We start from the raw sequence: 17,750 nt of genomic DNA on the forward strand, positions 1-17,750 counted from the left end.
TTTTTCAGAGAGTGGCCCCGCATATACCAGTCGGGCGGAGAAACTCGTGTTCAGTGTTGTCGCGATTGCCCGCTGAAGTAGTCCTCCACGGCCCGCAGTAGACTGCTAACGCCCTTCCCATCAGCGTACACCATTGGCCGCCCATTGCGATGAGCTCGAATAAAGTCGGTTGCCGCATGCTTGGCCGCTGCCCAAGCGACAACGAACAAATCACTGCTAGTCGCGAGGGTGCGGAGTTGGGATGAACCGACCGGATCGGCATTGCACTGCACGTCAATGTCGCTAGCGATGGCTTGCAAGGCAGCCTTGGCTTGGCGACTCGCATTCTCAACGAGGGAGTAGATGGCGATTGTCTTCCCTTGCATTCGAGCAGCAAGCTCATCGCTGTGGGCATCCTGTCTAGCAGGCGACACACCGAGCCTCCATCCAAACTCTTCGGAAAGATTGTGGAGCGCAGCCTGTTGAAGGCTGCTTAGCCGTGTGCGGATTGGAATAAGCCGAGCCAAAACGGAGTGAATTAGACGATCCCTCGCTGAGGAATCAGGGGCGGGTGAGCGCATGAATGTTTCAATCATTTCGAGTGCCCAGTAGACCATCCTCGCACCGAAACCCTCACCCGCAATCTCATCGACGTCCGCGGCAAGTTCCCGGTAATCAGTCGCACTGACGCCGGCCGTCAGAAGCGCATCAACGAGGATCAAACTCGAATCGAAAGTTGATGCTCCTCGAGCATTTCCCAGTGCAAGCAGGGTGAGAATACCGGAGTAAATCGGCGTCATGCCGGGATTTGGAAACAGCGGGTCCTTTCGTAACGCGGCAACGAGGTATGGGAGCGCCTGCGCAGTGCGCTCTGCCGCAAGCGGGTTACTTTGCGCGTAGTTCAGCCCATCTAGAAATGACGAAACCGAAGCAGGGTCGGCGACGTCTTCGGCAACAAGCCATTCTTCTGCGCCTAGGCGCGCGAACGCGAGAGCGTTCGTAAATGTCGGATCCGATGTTCGGGCGAGCCATGTCGGCCATGACGTTGGCACATTGGCGTTGCCGGCTTCATGTTGCAGTCCACGCAAGGCCGAGCGGAAGGGCTCCGCTTGCGCAAGTTCTGCGCGCTGCTCATCGTTCAGGCGCGTCAGCGCAGCAAGGGCTGCCGCCATGGCATCGACACTCTCCGTCGCCTCAGTGGCAATGAGAAGCTCGCGAGCGTCGTCGGCCGCCCCATGATGGAACAATCTCTCTGTACTCGCGAAGGATGCAAGATGATTAGCAAGCCACCCGAGTTGCTCGTGCCGATTGGCCACCGCATACCTTAGGTCTGTGCGTCCAGGTGAGATGAGTGCCTCAATTCCCGCGATCCGCCATCCACCGATCCGGAGCGATGCGGGAAGAGGAGACTTCAACAGAGGCGCGGCAAGCGACCTTACCTCCTCCACATAGACCTTTTGGAGCACCTCTTCATCGCCAGCCACAAAAAACGGCGCCAAGCAACTCTGATAGAGAGCTTCGAGCAGAATTGCGGTGGTAGCAGGTGTCCGTCTCGCCAGCGTCAGATTCGTGAATCCGGGGAGACTGAATATTTCGCGCCACTCTTCGAAGGTGGCGAGCAGTTGAACTTGGAGGAAGCGTAAATTGAGGGCGTCGAGCCGGAGTTCGTTGCGAAGCTGATCGAGAATCGCAGTTGCCGCATCTCGGCGGCCAACATTGAGAAAGTCCTGGAAGCGAGCAAGAAGCCAGCTCGTCGGCTCTGGCGCGGTACGGGTCAGAGAAGGTGCTCGGACGACAGTGTCACGCGCACGTACGAGAGCCCGTAGCGCCATCTCCTGGTCTCTAGGGGCGGACGGTAACCTGATCGTTGCAGTCACGTGCGGACCTACGGCCGCGATCACGGCGGCAAGGTCACCCTCTGCCGGATCAGTAGCCGGCAAGCCGTCGAACGACGTCAGCGTCGGCCCGGCGAAGGCAAGCAGCACTGGGCAGAGGCGACGCCAGGCGGCAGGCTCCGCGAAAGCTATTACAACAAGCTCACCATCAGCCGTTAACTCTGGAACCAGTGCACCTGGGAAACTCGCACTGTCGACTGTCTCAAGCAGTTGGTCGCACAATGTTTGAGTGCCGTTAGGAAACGTGACGCCTTTCGACCGTTCCCGTAGCTGCGATGCAATGCTCAGTGCAGCGCCCGAGTCAGCGGTGATCATGCGAGCCTGCCTCCCCACTGAAGCTCAAGTTGCTCAGCTTGCTCAGCGATCGCGGCTGGATCGGTCCTTAGAACCAGATGTTCGCCATTGACTGAGATCCCGTTCAGAGTAAGGTTCATTGACCCACTAAGAAAGTAGTCGTCCCCGAGTAGACCTTTTGCATGGAAGTCTTTCTCGACTACCCACTTCAATTGGTCTCCGAATCGTTCCTTCAGAGTCTGCAGGCGTGCGACAAAGTACCCGTTGTGTCCGTGCTCGCGGACTACCAATCTCACTTGCGAGCCTCTGGCCAGCAGCGCGCCGAGAACTTGCGATAGCCTAATCTGCCCAGCCGGCCAGTCTGGTTCAATCGCGGCAAAATGGCGAGCTGAATTGTCGACAACCTCAATATCTGAGATCCAGGCAAAGCACAACCAGAGCTCGCGGCTTGGACTGAGTAACTCAGCTGTGAATAGCGTTTGGAAGAGATCGCGGACACCGCGAGCCTGCGACGGGCCATGAAGGTCGCGGGATGGATATTCCATTAGACGTGCTCGCGCAAGAGAAGATCAACAAGTATACGGTCCTCTCGACGTTCTACCCGTTCAACAACTGGGAAGAACTGTAGAAAACCGACATCGACCGCTTTCGCCGCGAGTAAAACCAACTCCGCACGAAGCCTTCGCGCCTCGGCCCCGGTCGCGCTCAGTCGACATGCCCCATCCTCTGCGAAGGCAGCCAAAAGAGCCTCCTTCCAACCGGGCGTGGATAGCTCAACCGTCTTCAACGTCCGTCTCAGGAGCAACTCCCGAACAACAGCCGGATCGGTGGCACGACCTGTGCGGTAGGGGTTGTAGGAATGAAGGCTCGCTTGCCGGACTTCAGATTCCCGTGGCCACAGTATGCTGAAAACTGCTGCAAACACAGAAACGTTTGCAGCGGCATTACCGGGAAGACTCGTGTTGAGGTAGGCACGCACACGATCGCGCCACACTTCGCTTTGACAGACAGCATAGGAGAACTCCCGAATGCCAACTGCTACCCCAAGCCGCTGCTCTAGGCTATCCCAGTGCGCAGTCAGTGCGGCAAGAAGACGGTCGAGATCCTGGTTTGCCCCGGGGCGTAGCAGGCGATTGTTCAATGCGACTACGAGCGCGTGACTCAGGTCAACGCCTCCGCGCTGCATCAGCGTTTGGGAGAGCTCGCGCCACACAACAGTGGATGCCGCGTGCGACTCCGTGCCGCGCAGCCGACTCATATTATCGCGTACGCTCGCATCACTGCCGGCGAGTTCCAAGATTCGCCGCAATCCAATGTCGACCAACTCCAAGTCAGTCGGCGCTAGGGCCGCTTCAACTGCGTCGAAGAATATGTTGGGCTCCGCAGCAAAACGCTCGGCAAATGATTGCAACGCCCCCGCGCCACCCAAGGTGGTCTCCGTGATCCAAATGGATGCAGACCCATCCTCGCATGCCGCCCGGATATCTACTAGAAGACTGTCCAGTGTCGCCTCCCTGGGCGCGGCGGCGATACAGGCCTGCAGCATCGCTTCGCCCAATGTCTCCAAGATCAGTCGGCGGAGCCAACGGTTGAAGGCCGCCGGATCCGGCGCTAAGGCCTCCCTAGAAATGGCACGAAGCCGTTCACGAACCTCAGCACGCGCAATTTGGGAAGCGAGAGCCCGCTGAAGTCGACCCGCACCGCGTTGAGTTTGCGGTTCCTCACGCTGTTCCTCTTCCTCGTTCCCTTCGCTCCAGTCCTCGTCACCGCCTTCATCCGCGTCGTCCTGAGCCTCGGAAGTTACAAATCCAAAGTATTCGGTCATCACGTCACGGAAGATGTCGTCGATGTGTGCGTCGCTGAGAAGTTCGTCTACACCCCTCGCAAGGCCCCTTTCTTGGGAAAGGTCCGCGGCGATCACCGCGCAGAGCATCTGGAACAGCCAATCCCGCTGGAACGGATTGACGTCATCCGGCAGGTCAGCGTCTTCCCTGAACCGCTCCCGAAGGTAAGAGAGTTTCGAAGCGCCGAGTAATTTTGGACTGAGGAGACCCGCGGTGATTTGGTCTCCTGGTAACGTTAAGTCCAGACGAAAGCCATCAACCTCAAGCTCGAAACCTATCGCGGCGGGTCGACCGTCGTCGCTGCGAAAGTGCAGTACAACCGGGAACTCATCTTGAAGCGTTCGGACGGTCGCGTGCGCAGTCGGTGCGAAGCGACGAACTGCCACGCCGGCACGAAATCGGTGTAGATAGAACTCGACGCTGGACACGAAAGGGCGCCACGCCGAACGAGGCGCAACCGGCACGCTAATCGGGTTGCCTCTACCGACGATGTCGCTCCGCCAAATCAAGTGTGCATTGCTGCTTGGCAGAGCCTCGGTGCGCGCCACTTTTGCCAGCCGAACGGTCCACGGCCGAAAGACGAGCAGGGGGCCGTCATTGGCTTCATCATTGAAAGTGTCCGTGAACTCACCAACAAACTCGTGTTCCTCTGCGTAATCGCTAATCCGGCGCTCTTGAACTGGCATCGTCGGATCTACCGGCACCCAGTGCGACAACCCGCCGCGCTCGAATGCAAACCGCCTCGTTACTCGACCGGGCACCAGTTGCCGAAGAGCTTGGAGCACTGGCATAGCGTCCGTTCGCCAATCGTGGTTTACCGTTGCCGGCGGTACGAGTACTCGCACCTCGGGCAAGCTGAGTTCGCTGAACAGGTTTCGCGGCACAAAATCAGGCAACGGGTGATAAGGCTCGTGGAGGTCCAGATGGGCACCCCCCGTGGGCAGCGCAAGTCGCCACTGTCGAAATAGGCGTCTGACGAGAGTTGGCGCAACCTCCAGGAGGATCGAACGCGGCGCCTCCCAAAGCAATCCTTGGGCTATCTCCTGATCGACTCGAAGTGCGCCCATCAAGTGACCCCGAAGGCTAGCGATTACCGAATCATCCCCCTTTACTAGCTGAGACAGCTTAACCTTTACGCGTTGAATCACGGCCGAAACCTGCGCTGATGGCTTTTCTATAGGTCGGCTGAGTATGTCCCACGCCCACGCCTTCTCGTAGCCCGCCGTTTCAGCGGCGAGCCAATCGAAAAACGCGAACGTCGCCTGAATTTTGAGGACATACGGGTTACCAAACGGAAGGTACTGTGGCTCAAGTTGCGGATCGAAAAGCCTCTCGTAGGACTCGTAAGTCGTGCGGTCTCGACCATAGTCGGAGAGCACCGTTACGGTAAGTGGCCGCATGGCACGATTGCGACCCGCACGACCTTTCCTTTGAAGGAAGGAAGCCATCCCTCGCGGCGCCTTGTGCTGGATGACCGCGCCCACCATCGGATCATTGAAGCCCACTTCCAGCGCGGCGGTGGCGACCACGATGTTCGCGTGCGAGGTGACGCCAGCATCCTGGGACGTAGTACGGCCGACAATCAGTCGCGCATCGAGCGGATGACCGATGTCTTCGCACATTCGCCACCGTTGCCCCTCGAGATCTCGGCTTCGGTCGTCTCTCCCGGCCCCGCGAAGGGCAGCGAGCGGCTGGCGGCTTGGGTCTGGCCGGCCAAATATTGTGTAAGCCTCCGCATCGCGCAGGTCGTCGAACAGGCGATTGGTGACATCGAGATCGTCGGTGAACAGAAACGCTCGGCGACCGTAGGCACCCGAGGTGGAGTTCGCACTAGGTGGATCGAGTACGCGTGCGACCAGCATGGCAGTCTGAATTGTGGTCGAGAGTAACGAGGCGCGCGAAGCCGGATCGCCACGCAAAAGCAGTTGGTACTCAGCGCCAGACTCTTCGAACTCGTCTGACCTCGGACTGATCTCAACGACTCGTTCAATGGGTGCACCGGTGAGTTCGGCAAAAAATCTAGCCGCGTCTCCGAGCGTTGCTGATAGGCCTGCCCAATGCACGGGTGCGCCGAGTAGATGGCGCCAGCGCCGCAGTGTCAACGCCGCTTGAGCCCCACTAGTGCCCGTATAGGTATGCACCTCGTCCAGGAGCGCGAGAAATGGCTTACGGCCACCGCCGACTCCGAAAACGCTTCGGGTCCATTGGTCCGAAAGCCGCTGATTCAAGATTTCGGTAGTTGTGAACAGCAGATCAGGAGGGTGCTGCTGAATTCTCTGGCGAGTTAGGACCAAATGCCGTTCGTCCGTTTGCGAGCCACAACCTGGCCGCGCACAATTTAGCCGCTCTTGGGCTCTTTCAAGTTCCGGACCTCGCCAGAGCATCTCCTCACCGCAGGACGGACAACGCATCCAAGGACAAGCCCAATCTCGGCCGCGTTGAGTCCATCCGTGCCCCTTGAGTTCCTGCGCGGACGCATGACGAGGAGTTGCGCGAAACAACGCTCCGATAGTGAGTGGCCGCTTTCCGTGTGATGCAAGAGCACCGTCTATAGCGCGCGCCATTCGAAACGCCTCGGCGAACTGATCCTTTAACAGTTCGACCCTTGGGTAGATCGCTAACGCTTTTACCCAATGCTCTGTGCTGATCGCCTCGCCGATGGCAGACATCGCTGGTAGATAAAAGGCGATGGTCTTACCGCTACCTGTTCCGGCAGTAACAATGGTGCCGCCATCCTCGACTAGTTGCGCTAAGCGGATGGTCGCGCGCTCTTGGAAGGCCGCCAATCCCAAAGTGGCGCCCGTCAATGAGTCCCAAATCGCGCGACGGAAAGCTGTAGGCGCAATGGTGTCTTCACTATCGGCCAGTATCTCGCTTGGTGGTCGGTCGCGGCGGGGAAAACGACGGCACCGGCGATCGATGCGGAAGTCGGCTACTAAGCGCGGCGCACCTTGCCAAGGCTTGCCGGCAAAAAGTTGGCGATTGGCAGCAATAAGGCGAACGGCCTCAGCGAAGCGCGATCGGTAGCGCCTGCCGCCGCTCACGCTTGCCTGTTCGATAACAAGTCGTGCCTCGATCAACTCTTCCAACGCATCTTCCGCACGGCCGCCACCTTCAAGAAGACCCAGCACCTCGTCTTCTCCCAAGGACCCAGAAGTGAAACCCCACGCCAGTGAGCGCATCTCGAGCGCTTCAATGCGGTCGAGCAGTAAGAGCGCGTCAGCAGAAACAGTCATTTTGTTAGCCGATCCGAATGCGCAACGATCCGAGGAGGTCCCTCGTTTCGAGCCAATTGCGTACATCTACGGTAAGTGCGGCTACCTGCGCGCCTTCTCCTGCGCATGCTCGCAAGAACCTGATTACAGCGTCAGGGACGTTGTCTGAGGTCAACTCCGTCCAGGCCGTTCTGTGCTCCGCCACCAGTTCCCTCAACTCGTCAATCGCTCGCGCAGGTTCCGTAGGCGGAGTGGCGGCCAAGGCTGCAATCCTCTGACGACATTGACGAATTCGGGTGACACCGAGGCGAAGTTGAGGAAGCTTGCCAAGCGCATCCAGCACCTCCTCTGAACCGCCTGGCGAGTTCGCTTCAATATAGCGGCGCCAGCCGTCCCGAATCGCGGCATCCGCCCGAAGCGCGATACCACTTAGTCTGTCGGTGAAGTCATACGCAATGTTAAACGGCGGATCGGCTAAACCGGCTGGCGTTTCAGCGGCTATGGTGCGGAGCACGCTCGCCTTTTCCGACAGATCGTCCGCATTGGCGGGGGCGAATTGGATCGCTACGCCCGCGGCTTTGAAGCGATCGATTGCCTCCCTGGCGTGCGCGATGAGCGCCGCTGCTTTCCCGATTTGATCGGTGCGGGTGCGGACGATATCTGCCGCTTTGGCTGCAGCCTTCAGTTTCTGGTAGCGATCAATCTTCCCAGTGAGGCCAGTCGCGCGTTCAAGCAACATTTCCTGCCTCCATCGCCGCCAGATCACTGACTATGTTGCCGAGCGCTTCGTCAAGGGTGGCCATGTTCATGGCTACCTCACTAGTACGCGCATCTTGGTCACCACCGAAACTCTCCAAGTCGCGCTCGACCGAATCAACAAATTTCTCTGCAGCCAGACGAAGCGCCGTGCCAGCAGTCACCGCGTTTGCTCGGCCTCGACCATATTCGGGTAGCACTGCGACCGCATCTTCTGTCTCAAGCAGCGTCCGTGCGGCGCTTATAGATGCATCGAATTGGGTGGTCTGAAACGCGTCCAGCGCGTCCTGCAATGGTCGCGAACTGTTCTGCGCAGGGATACCAGCGTCCAAGACTGCTTGTCGAGCGCTAGTAAGAGTCGCGACGATCGTTGCACGAGTGGCACCGTCTCCGAAGGTACGAAGCATCTCCTCTAGCCATCGGAGGCGCTGCGATCGCTCGGCTGCTGATGCGCCGGGGAGCGTTTCTGCAACCTCGCGATACAGCGATGCAAGCATGCTCGAATCGTCCTCGGGCGGTTTCAAGCCGAGACGCCATTTCGCCCGGCGCAATTGACGTATCGGACTGAGGATCCGCCGTGGATCAAGCATCGCCCCATATCGCCCACCCTTAAGGCTCGAAGCCTGAGATCGTGCCGTATCGATCAGTTCTTCTCGGTGCCGTAGCAACTTCGCGTAGAGGGAGCGCAATTGCCCTGCAGCCGCGGCCGGATCGTCTGGCCAGTTGCCGAATGCTGCTTCGATCAGCTCAGCAGTGGTTGGGGTGGCTTTGAGTCGTCCGCCGATCGCGGCACCGATACAAAGCAAACTGATCGCTGCGTCGGCTTGACGCCATGCATCGCTAGGCGCGCTCAACTTTTGAAGTTGTTGCTCAACTTGCTTAGCCCAACGCTCAACGCAATCCAAAAAGCTTGTCAGTGCCCGGTCGGCCCCATCGAACCGCCATCGAAAACCATTTTTCGCCGCATGTAACAAGCCTTGCAATGCCTGGCCTGTATGCGGGTCCGCGTCGATCTCAAGTTGAACCTGCGCGTACATGGCGCGTTTGGTGTTCTGGCGGACGAAATAGACGCCGGTCCTTTGCTGGAAGGCCCTGCCTGTACCTGCAAAATAGGTGCGTGAAAGTCCCAGCATGTCCCAGTCGATTGCTTCCACAACTGCTGCGTAAATGAGTTCTCGGAGCTTCTGAGCCACTGTCGCATCAAGGCCGTCACCACGGATCCAAGTTTGGATCGCGAGGTTGTCGGCATCCACGGTGACCTCTGAAACAGACGTCTGCCGTGCCGGTGTCGAGAGTGGCACGTCCGCCAATGGGGATTCACCAGCCTCAGAGATCTTCGGCACAGTGAAAGCATCGCGAAGCGGCTCAGGGAGGTTGATGACCGCGCCCGTTCCGTCGTACAACTCAAGTAGAGCCATCCAGCGTTCCGCCACCTGCGGATTCTGACGCTTGAGTTGCGTTTCTGCAGCAAGTGACAATTGCTTCACGCCCCCAAGCTTCTCGAGAATCCGAAACGGCGGATACTCGCCGGCCGCGATGGAAGGCGCAAATGTGTCCAAGACCTCCACCAGCAAATCGTTCTGAACGGTCCGCGGATTCAGCCTGCCCGATTGCGATCGATCGACTCGGTCCGCCCCGATCCAAAGAGCTCGCTCAGTGAAGGGGTACAGCCCATAGCCATCGACATCACCGAAAGTGGCGTGGCACTCGACAACTAATGGGCATTGCGTGCATTGCGAAGGTGCCATTTGGCCGGGCTCTGCCGACTCGCTCCATCGCTCGATCTTTTCTCGCCCCAGCCGGACCGCATTCAGATACTTGGCAGAGAAAGAGGCTAGAGATGCCGATGTGGGTGCCTGCCCGTGGGTGTGTCCGGCAGACCGATTCATATCTACGATGTGTGTGGTGCGTCGATAAGCTGTGTCTTCGACGCTTTCGAAGAAGCCCGGCGTCACCGCGATCGCCGTCCGCATTCGACAAAGGCCCGTTTCGCCTTGCCCGGAGTCACCCTGCGTCGTGATCGCCTGGAGCAAGGCGCGGTCTATGCCTTGGAGGCGCGCAAACTCCTCAATCAGCAACACCAATTCGCGACCCTGCGATTTGAGATGTCTCCGCAACCCCGCCATCAACTCCTCGACCCGATCCCCAGAGAAGCTGAGAGTGCGTGCGACGGCCTTGTCGAGATTGCGATTGATGACCCGAATGGCAGCGGGCAGATTCTCTGGATCCGCTTCGATCAACTGAATGGCGTGTTGCGCCAATTTGGTCGCGTTCAGATAGTCTTGCCCGCCAAGAACCAAGTCATCCGCCGCAAAGACCCGTCGTCGATCTGGCCGGTCGTCAGCACGGGATTGTTCGAAAATGTGATCAACGATTTCGGCGGCTACCCTTCCGTCACGAAGAAAATGCTCCTTCTGCATGTACGGGTCCTGGAAGAGGTTGGGCAGCACCTCAATGAGCGCTTCCTCAAGCTCGTCCGCGCTTGATGTTGGCTTGTCCTCACGTATAGCTTGACCGAGGTGGTGAAGGAGTTCGCGGCGTCGACCTTCAGGAGTTGTGGCCCCATCACCAGCTAAGTTGAACGTCTCAAGGAAGCCGCGTTGTTGATCGGGGGGGAGTTTGCCAATGATCTCGCGGACGATTGCGCGGAGGCTAGTTCCGGACTTGCGAACGACCAACACCATTCGCTGGGCTTCGTCGCGCACGTGTAGTCTCATCCAGTGGACTAGGTGCGACTTGCCGGACCCCGTATCTCCCAGTATCACGGCAAGCGCATGTGGGCGATCTTGACGCAGGAAGTCAAAAAGGAATTCCGCCGGTGTCATTTGTGCCCAAGCGGCAGCGGTGACATCCTGGTACCGTTGGCCAACCGGCGGCGTGACCTGTAGATCCCACTCGCTGTGCACCGCATGGAACAAGCTATCGGGGATGTGTTCGGCGAAGGGATTGATTACCTGGCGGACTGCCGACGGCTCCCAGCAGAGATGGTTCCGCATCATTCGGTGGCTCCTAAGTGGACGTGGCTAGCGCGCTTCGCGCCGCCACCGAAGTCCAAAATGCGGGACTTCGCATCTGCGATCGCGTCCAGTGAAATCGAACCCCGATCGGCCAATCGTTGCAGCGCGAAACTCAAAGAGATTGAGAGTCGATCGTCGGCAGCCGGCTGCGTAGTGCGCATTGCCTCCAACTCCTCACGCACGCTCCCACCGTCGAGGACTGGGTATATCGCGGCCAATCGCGATAAGAACAAATCGATTTCTATCCAACCTTTATTTGGCAGAACTTGCTCGAGCACCGCAGCGATGGCCCGGCTGGGATCAGGAAATGCGCGTCGAGTCGATGCATCTCCGACCACCACCGCAAATCCGAGATATCGCGCCCAATAGAGTAGGTTCTGGTAGCTGCTCGTGCTTCCGAGTTCAGCCTTGACAGCGAACTCGCCGAGATCCTCTCGCAACTGGTTTTGCGGGGCATCGCTGAAACCGACCGGCTCAAGCGGGCTCTTGGTAAGTAGCCATGCCAATGCGTAGAGAACACCGATCTGCCCAGCATCAGCCGCGCGCTGTGTGTCGAATAGCACCTCACGCATTCTAGATAGGAATTCGGCCTGTAAGTCGGCATTCCTACGACCGCCGCCGACGGCAGCTTTGGACACACACAAACGATCGCCGTCGTCTTCCACTAGACCCAGGCGGCGCGCCTCGTTCAGTGAGTTGGAAAACAATGCAGTCGAACCTCCATCTTCTTCGTTACCTCCGCGCTTAGGCAAGGAAGGGGGCGTCGCCCAAGCCTCTAGCTGCTCACGTAGCAGCCCATTTTCGGCTTCGGCGACCGCGGCATAGACGCTGAACAGACGGCTGGGCACAGCTTGAAAATTGGTCAGGATGCTCATTCGGAGACCCTCGCATGAAGTTCATCAAGTGTCAGAATTCGGCCGCCAAAAACCTCGCGTAGCAAGTGCCCGCTTTGAGATCGCAGATTCTCTGGTACCAGAAACAGGCGCACGCGACCCGGTAGCGGGGCATATGCCGCTTCACCGAGTGGCTGGTCGCGGCCCACAAGTACCACCTCCGGTCCGGTCGGCAACCGAGAGTGAACGGGGGATGGCAATTGGCTTACGAAGAAAGGACTAGTCTTCGCAAACCGCAGCACGCGGTCCAGATCGAACGGCGCTTCGCCCATCAGGATGAGCTTAGCTAAGCCCATGCGGCATAGCCGCTCGAGCGTGTCACCTAGTCGTCGGGACTCTGCCTTTCCGAAGACCTCGCCGTACGTGACGAGGAGTCGCCCCTCAGCATCGAAGAGTCGCGCCAGCAAATGTGGCGTGGGAAGGTGCCACGGAGATTTAGGTTCAGCGGTTGGAAGGTTTAGTTGGCGAGTTGACTCACAAGGCCGGCAGCGTGAACAGCTACTGCAGGTTCGAGCCACCTGGTCACGTCCATAAAGCCGTTCTAGGATCTCAGCCGGACACTCTGTGTCTGCCATGAACCGCTGCATCAGTTCGAAGTTGCGCAACCCGGAGGCCTGCCCTCTTATGCGAACTGGCCCAACCCTCCGATTCCAGGTTTCGCGTCTAAGGTGCTCGTCGTCAAGCAGTTCGATTTCAAGCCAATCACCGGGCTCGGACATCAATGACAGAGGGGCACCGAGCAGCCTCACCATCCCCGAGCGTGCCATAAGCGCAAGCGTGCGCAGGTTCCAGTCGGCGTTCCAGTCGCCGGTCATGTCGATGTCGCCCTCGGTGACCCCAGGGCTTCCATCGACCCTCACCGCAAAGCGGTTGCCTCCCATTGATCGTTTGCCAGCGAACAGCGCCGTCCAGCGTTCAAGCCCCCGATCAACTGTGATGACCTTCTGCAGACTGATGCGTTCGGCGATTGGAAAATCGGATGGGGCAGGCACGATAAGCGAAAGGGACGCTTTACCATCGCGGCCGCCACGTCCAACCTCCTGATAGAAGCGGTCCAAAGTCTCCGGCACGCATGCGTGAACCACACTGCGTGCATGAGCGTAGTCGATGCCCAGCCCAAACGCAGATGTGCCGATCACTACATCGAGCGCACCTTCCCGCCAGTTTGCTACAATCCGCTCGCGGGCCTCACGGCTCGTTTTACCGTGCAACATTCCCACCCGATTGAAACCCACATCGCGGAGCTTCTTCCGCCAGACTTCAGCATGCTCTACCTCCGTCACATACAGGACTGCCGGTCTAGGCACGTGATGAAGAGCTTCCATCACTCTGCTGTGGCGCGCGGACTCGTCAGCTTTAGCGACCCAATAATCCGGCTCCGACCGCAGTCGCACTGCAGAAATGCTCTCAAACGCACCGCCGATGCCAAACAGCGCTTTTAACGTTTCCCGCGATTGAGCTGTAAGCGTCGCCGACAAAAGCACCGTGCGAGGCTCCCTGCCGGCTGGGGACGCGGCAAGCAATTCCTGCCGAAGTCCACTGAGCTCCTGAAACTCCGTACGAAACCCTGTCCCCCATTGATCAACAAGATGAGCCTCGTCGACGACCATCGCTCGGAGTTGCCCAGCACTGGCTGCCTTTCGAAGAGCGCCGCGCAAAGGACCGCACGCAGCCTCCGGCGACGCGAAACACAGGCCTTGCGTCCCTTCTGCGATTCGCTCCGCAAGCGCTGCGTTTGCTGCAGAGGCCCCGCCCTGATAAGCGAGCGGCCGCGCAAGTCCGCACACATTGAGGGCTTCTTCCTCATGGTTCACCCCGAGGGCGACGGTCGGTACGATGACCAGCGTGACTCCGCGACTTGCAGAGGCCGCCTCGCCGACGAAGCCAACGGCATGTAGGAGTTGGAAGACCATGCTCTTCCCCTCGCCCGTGGCCAGCGCAATCACCAGCGTCGCTCCCGGCGGTGTGGAAAGCGCCGCACGCACAGCGGCGCGCTGGCCGAGGCTGCGGTAGCGGACTCGCCCGATGGCAGCAAGAAATGGGTCGCCGGCGCAATCCTGTCCGCCGAAGGAGCGCCGTACTACCTCGCTTGCGGCAATATCATCGACGCCGAGTGGCCCTGTTGCTCCAAGCCAATCAGGACGCCACACGTTTGCAAACACCCGGAACCCGCCGGAGATAGGGTCGCCCGCAAGCCCCACCTGCTCCCAAGCCAAGAACTCGGACAGACGTGGATGCTTCACAATGACGCGCGGGCTAACCTCATAGCCACGCCGAGCGTCCTCACGCCGCAGGGCTTGGCGCAACATTACAGCTAGATCGAGTTCGCTGGCCTGAGGAGTAACTCCTCCGAGTGCTAAACGCAACCGTTCGATTGAGGGTTCACCCGAGGCACGCCACTCCTCTTGCGACTCAACCGCGAGGAGGCGTCGGAGCGCATCGAACGCCTCGGCACCATCAAGTTCACGCATATGTTCCAACCGAGGGGGGGTCCCGAGAGACTAGAAAACAGCCCATGGCATCCAGCCTCACAACCGGCTTTGCGATCGCTGGAAGGATCGCTTCAATGCCCTCCAGGTCGGCCCGAGCTGAAAAGTCGCCAGCCGAATACCTTTGTCGCAAACGATTCCGCCGGCGCTCGACCTCAAGCAAGGCAAGGCGCTCCGCAGCGTCGATGGCGTCCGCCAACAATCGTTCGGCGAGCAGCGCACCGCGACTGCGGTCCCGGACGGTTCGGCAGACACTGCCGAAAGTAACTGGATCGATGACGCTGTTCAGGATATGCGGTCGGCTGGACAGGTTGATGTCAGCGTCGGTCTCCCCAAGCGCGTTGGCCTTCCGATATGGCCTGGTCAGGATAGACAACAGCCCTGCGTCCTCGACTATGTCTCCATCGCTATCGACGTGTACGCATATCGCACGCGGGGACAGGTAGCGCTGAGCGCGCCGAAGGTTCGCAAGTTCTGTCATGCTCGGTGCGAACATATCGGAAATGGCAATATCGGGCTCGACTACGAAGCAAAGGCGAAAGCCAAGCCATGGGTCATCAGACCATTCCGAGACTGTGCGCCAGGTGATGAATGCGGTACCACGATCGTCCCAGCGCGTAAAGCGCTCGACCACGTCTATCAAGGGAGTTCCAGGCCTCAAAAGCATCGTACCCGGGTCCCCACTCGCGATTCGGCGGCGCCAAGTCAGCGCTTGCGTATCCTCGAGAGCGAATGCCTGCAGCCAAGGCCGACTTGGGATGAGCGTCGCTTTCGTTGAACCGAGTTTGAACGGGTCCTGCGCAGGCCACGCTACAGGCCACTTCTTGAGGAACAACGCACTCACAAGCCATTGATCGACACCGTCCTCGAGGGCGCCCTCGTCTTCCTCTGCCTCCTCCAACCCTCGAATGAATGTCTCGACCGGTTCCTCGGTAAGCGCAATTCGATCGAGTGCATACTGTTCATCCTGCGATCGACGCTCTACCTTTACCGCCTCGCCGACCTCGGCCCACAGTGCCTGGACGCCACTTGGTCCTTGTTCAAGCAGCACCCGAAAGACTTGTTTCTCGAAGTCTTCAAGCAAGAACTGAACGTCGCTTATAGAACGATGAAAAATCGCGAGTCCGTGGGAGAGGAAGTCTGACCAGCCTGTCCATGGACTGTCATCCTCATCGACGGGCAGGACGATTCTGTGGCGGATCATTCCGTGCCGCCTTCCAAATCGATCCAATCGACCGATTCGTTGCTCTACGCGAGCGGCTGACAGCGGTAGGTCGAGGTGGATGATTGCATCAGCAAAAGCGAGATTAAGGCCCTCCTCTCCGTTTCGATCGCAGATCAACACGGCGGGCGTTCGAGATGACGCGAAAACACCAATGGCCTCGTGATCGCGCATGGTGCCGTCGCCAGTCAGCAGCAGAATCTCGCAATTCTGCTGCGTGGCGCGCAGCGCGTTATGAAAGGCGGTTGCACCCGCCGCGGATGAGGAGAAAGCGACGATCTTGGGGAGGCGGCCTTCGCTGCGAAGACTACGAATCAGGCGCAGTGTGCTTTCGCAAGCCGTCGCATGATCGTTGTCAGTGGAACGGTCGTCAGCATGCATACAGAGACGCCCGAGAATCGATGGCTCATCGGCGAAGGCAGGGCGCGCGCGTTCATTGGCAATCCAATCAATCAGCATTGAACGGCTACCACCAAGTGCGGTCAGCAAGTCAGCGTAACGAAGTGCCGCCTCTTCGAGCGCGCATTTGTCCCCGCTTGCCGCCTCAAGTACGCCGAATCGCCACTCCTCCAAGATAGGAAGCAACGGCTTGACCCAAGAGGTAGCTTCAGCCTCAACGCGAACGTGGGCAAACGAGGGCTCCCCTTGATCTGTTGGCCCTCGTGGACTGAACTCCCAACCCTGCGCGTCGGCACGACGCGATCGGATCAAGCGCTGGTGGATCCGGTAACTATCGGCGATGTGGCTTCTAAGCGCGGTACACAGCGCGGGCAACTCGTGCGGCGCGTCCCTTGTTGCTTGGACCAACCTGGGTGCCAAATCATTGATCGCCTGGTCGTCGGGAAATAGTCGCTCCATCTCGGCTCCCCGCTGCCTAAGGACAAGCTTCGGTGCCTCAGGATCCAGCGCAAGGAGCAGTCGCCCAATATCACGCCGTCGTTCAAGCTTGCGCCGAAAGCCCGGGACGTCGTCGAGCGGATGAGATATCGGGTCGAGTAGATTGAGCAACGCGAGGAACCGTGCTTCGTCGCCTAGTGCAGGGGTCGCCGACAGCAGCAGTACAACAGGCGTGTCGCTCGTCATGGCGCGAAGCTTTGTGGCGGCGAGGGCGAGGGGACCGGAGTCGATCCCTACTAGATGATGGGCTTCGTCGACAACAAGAATTGCGGGAGCAACTGCTATGTTCGCTAAGTCGGCATGAGGCACAACCTTAACAGTGTCAAACTGATCGAGCCGAAGTTTGGTCCCAAGCTCTTCCCGCCACTGCGCACACAAGTGAGCAGGTACTGCCACGAGCACACTGGTTTCGGGACTGTCGATCAAGTGTTGTCGTACTATCAGGCCGGCCTCGATCGTCTTTCCAAGGCCGACCTCGTCCGCGAGAAGGTAGCGTTGCACTGGATCGGAGAGAACCCGACGCACGGCTGCTACTTGGTGAGGAGCCAACTCGATACCGGCGGAAACAAGCGCCGTCATACCTTGTGCAGCGCTACGAAGTTTTAGGAGCGGCAGTAGGGCTGCTTGGCGACGATCATGAAGATATTGGCTCTCCGCACCGCCACTGGCCAGGATCTCGGCTGGATCATCTGGCGCGCTCCAAGGGCGTATATATAGACAAAGCTCGCTGAAATCCGCACGTTCGCCGTTTGGAAACCTCACCTCGTAGTCGACTAATCCCCTCTCTCCAATGAGGAAATCGGCGATTCGACCAACCCGAAATCGCCCCTCATGACGAACATAGACGCGGGTTTGCGGGCTCAAATAGGCGTGCGAAACTTTCGCCACCGGCATTCGAATGACGTCGGATCGAATAATCGATCGAAAGATGGAAACTGAGCACGTGTCTCCGCTTACCCCCTCTAGCTTTCCCACGCCTTTGTCGTCGGGCAAAGACACCAACATGCCGTCGATTAGCACACACATCCCCTAAGCGTGTCTCTCATTTGTATTGTTTGCTCTTCGGGCCAATCGACCGAATTGAGATCCCCTCAGAGGCACTAAATCTGAAATGCCACCCTTCGGCCAGTCGCAGTAACTTTTTCCGCAGGTTGCGTTTGTGTGGTGCCGGTAGGAATCACTGCCCCATTTAGGTCAGTCGCATTAATTTTGTCACCCAGTAGCAAAACTGTGGCGCCAGTCGCAATTA

8 protein-coding genes are annotated in these 17,750 nt (G+C 58.8%); all 8 read right to left on the reverse strand.

Going from position 1 to position 17,750, the window contains the following annotated elements:
- Positions 1-50 precede the first annotated feature (50 nt).
- Genes dpdD through dpdE form a run of 8 tightly spaced genes read right to left on the reverse strand, consistent with a single transcriptional unit; the run spans position 51 to position 17,521 of the window.
- On the reverse strand, positions 51-2,189 hold the full coding sequence (dpdD, locus tag GCT13_RS25545; RefSeq protein WP_152762840.1) for a protein DpdD: 2,139 nt from the start codon (positions 2,187-2,189) through the stop codon (positions 51-53).
- Positions 2,186-2,713, reverse strand: a complete 528-nt coding sequence (gene dpdK / locus GCT13_RS25550; RefSeq protein WP_152762842.1) for a phospholipase D-like domain-containing protein DpdK — start codon at positions 2,711-2,713, stop codon at positions 2,186-2,188. Before dpdK ends, dpdD begins: the two co-directional genes overlap by 4 nt.
- Positions 2,713-7,248, reverse strand: coding sequence for a protein DpdJ (gene dpdJ / locus GCT13_RS25555; protein WP_193727759.1), 4,536 nt, complete (start codon positions 7,246-7,248; stop codon positions 2,713-2,715). Before dpdJ ends, dpdK begins: the two co-directional genes overlap by 1 nt.
- Positions 7,249-7,252: 4 nt before the next feature.
- Entirely contained in the window at positions 7,253-7,966 is a 714-nt protein-coding gene (locus tag GCT13_RS25560; RefSeq protein WP_152762846.1) for a hypothetical protein, read from the reverse strand.
- Positions 7,956-10,982, reverse strand: coding sequence for a protein DpdH (dpdH, locus tag GCT13_RS25565; protein WP_152762848.1), 3,027 nt, complete (start codon positions 10,980-10,982; stop codon positions 7,956-7,958). Before dpdH ends, GCT13_RS25560 begins: the two co-directional genes overlap by 11 nt.
- Positions 10,979-11,875, reverse strand: coding sequence for a protein DpdG (gene dpdG, locus GCT13_RS25570; RefSeq protein WP_152762850.1), 897 nt, complete (start codon positions 11,873-11,875; stop codon positions 10,979-10,981). The genes dpdH and dpdG overlap by 4 nt, the downstream gene beginning before the upstream one ends.
- Complete coding sequence (gene dpdF / locus GCT13_RS25575) at positions 11,872-14,364, reverse strand: protein DpdF (protein WP_152762852.1); 2,493 nt, start codon at positions 14,362-14,364, stop codon at positions 11,872-11,874. Before dpdF ends, dpdG begins: the two co-directional genes overlap by 4 nt.
- Positions 14,357-17,521 (reverse strand): protein DpdE, encoded by a 3,165-nt coding sequence (dpdE, locus tag GCT13_RS25580; RefSeq protein ID WP_193727760.1) that lies wholly within the window; start codon positions 17,519-17,521, stop codon positions 14,357-14,359. The genes dpdF and dpdE overlap by 8 nt, the downstream gene beginning before the upstream one ends.
- Between the last annotated feature and the right edge of the window lie 229 nt (positions 17,522-17,750).

This window comes from Paraburkholderia franconis (genome assembly GCF_009362735.1).
Taxonomy (GTDB): domain Bacteria; phylum Pseudomonadota; class Gammaproteobacteria; order Burkholderiales; family Burkholderiaceae; genus Paraburkholderia; species Paraburkholderia franconis.

Coding starts and splice junctions, on each gene's coding strand:
- dpdG (WP_152762850.1), bottom strand. CDS start 11,875: ATGAGCATCCTGACCAATTTTCAAGCTGTGCCCAGCCGTCTGTTCAGC.
- dpdH (WP_152762848.1), bottom strand. CDS start 10,982: ATGATGCGGAACCATCTCTGCTGGGAGCCGTCGGCAGTCCGCCAGGTA.
- dpdJ (WP_193727759.1), bottom strand. CDS start 7,248: ATGACTGTTTCTGCTGACGCGCTCTTACTGCTCGACCGCATTGAAGCG.
- dpdD (WP_152762840.1), bottom strand. CDS start 2,189: ATGATCACCGCTGACTCGGGCGCTGCACTGAGCATTGCATCGCAGCTA.
- dpdK (WP_152762842.1), bottom strand. CDS start 2,713: ATGGAATATCCATCCCGCGACCTTCATGGCCCGTCGCAGGCTCGCGGT.
- GCT13_RS25560 (WP_152762846.1), bottom strand. CDS start 7,966: ATGTTGCTTGAACGCGCGACTGGCCTCACTGGGAAGATTGATCGCTAC.
- dpdF (WP_152762852.1), bottom strand. CDS start 14,364: ATGCGTGAACTTGATGGTGCCGAGGCGTTCGATGCGCTCCGACGCCTC.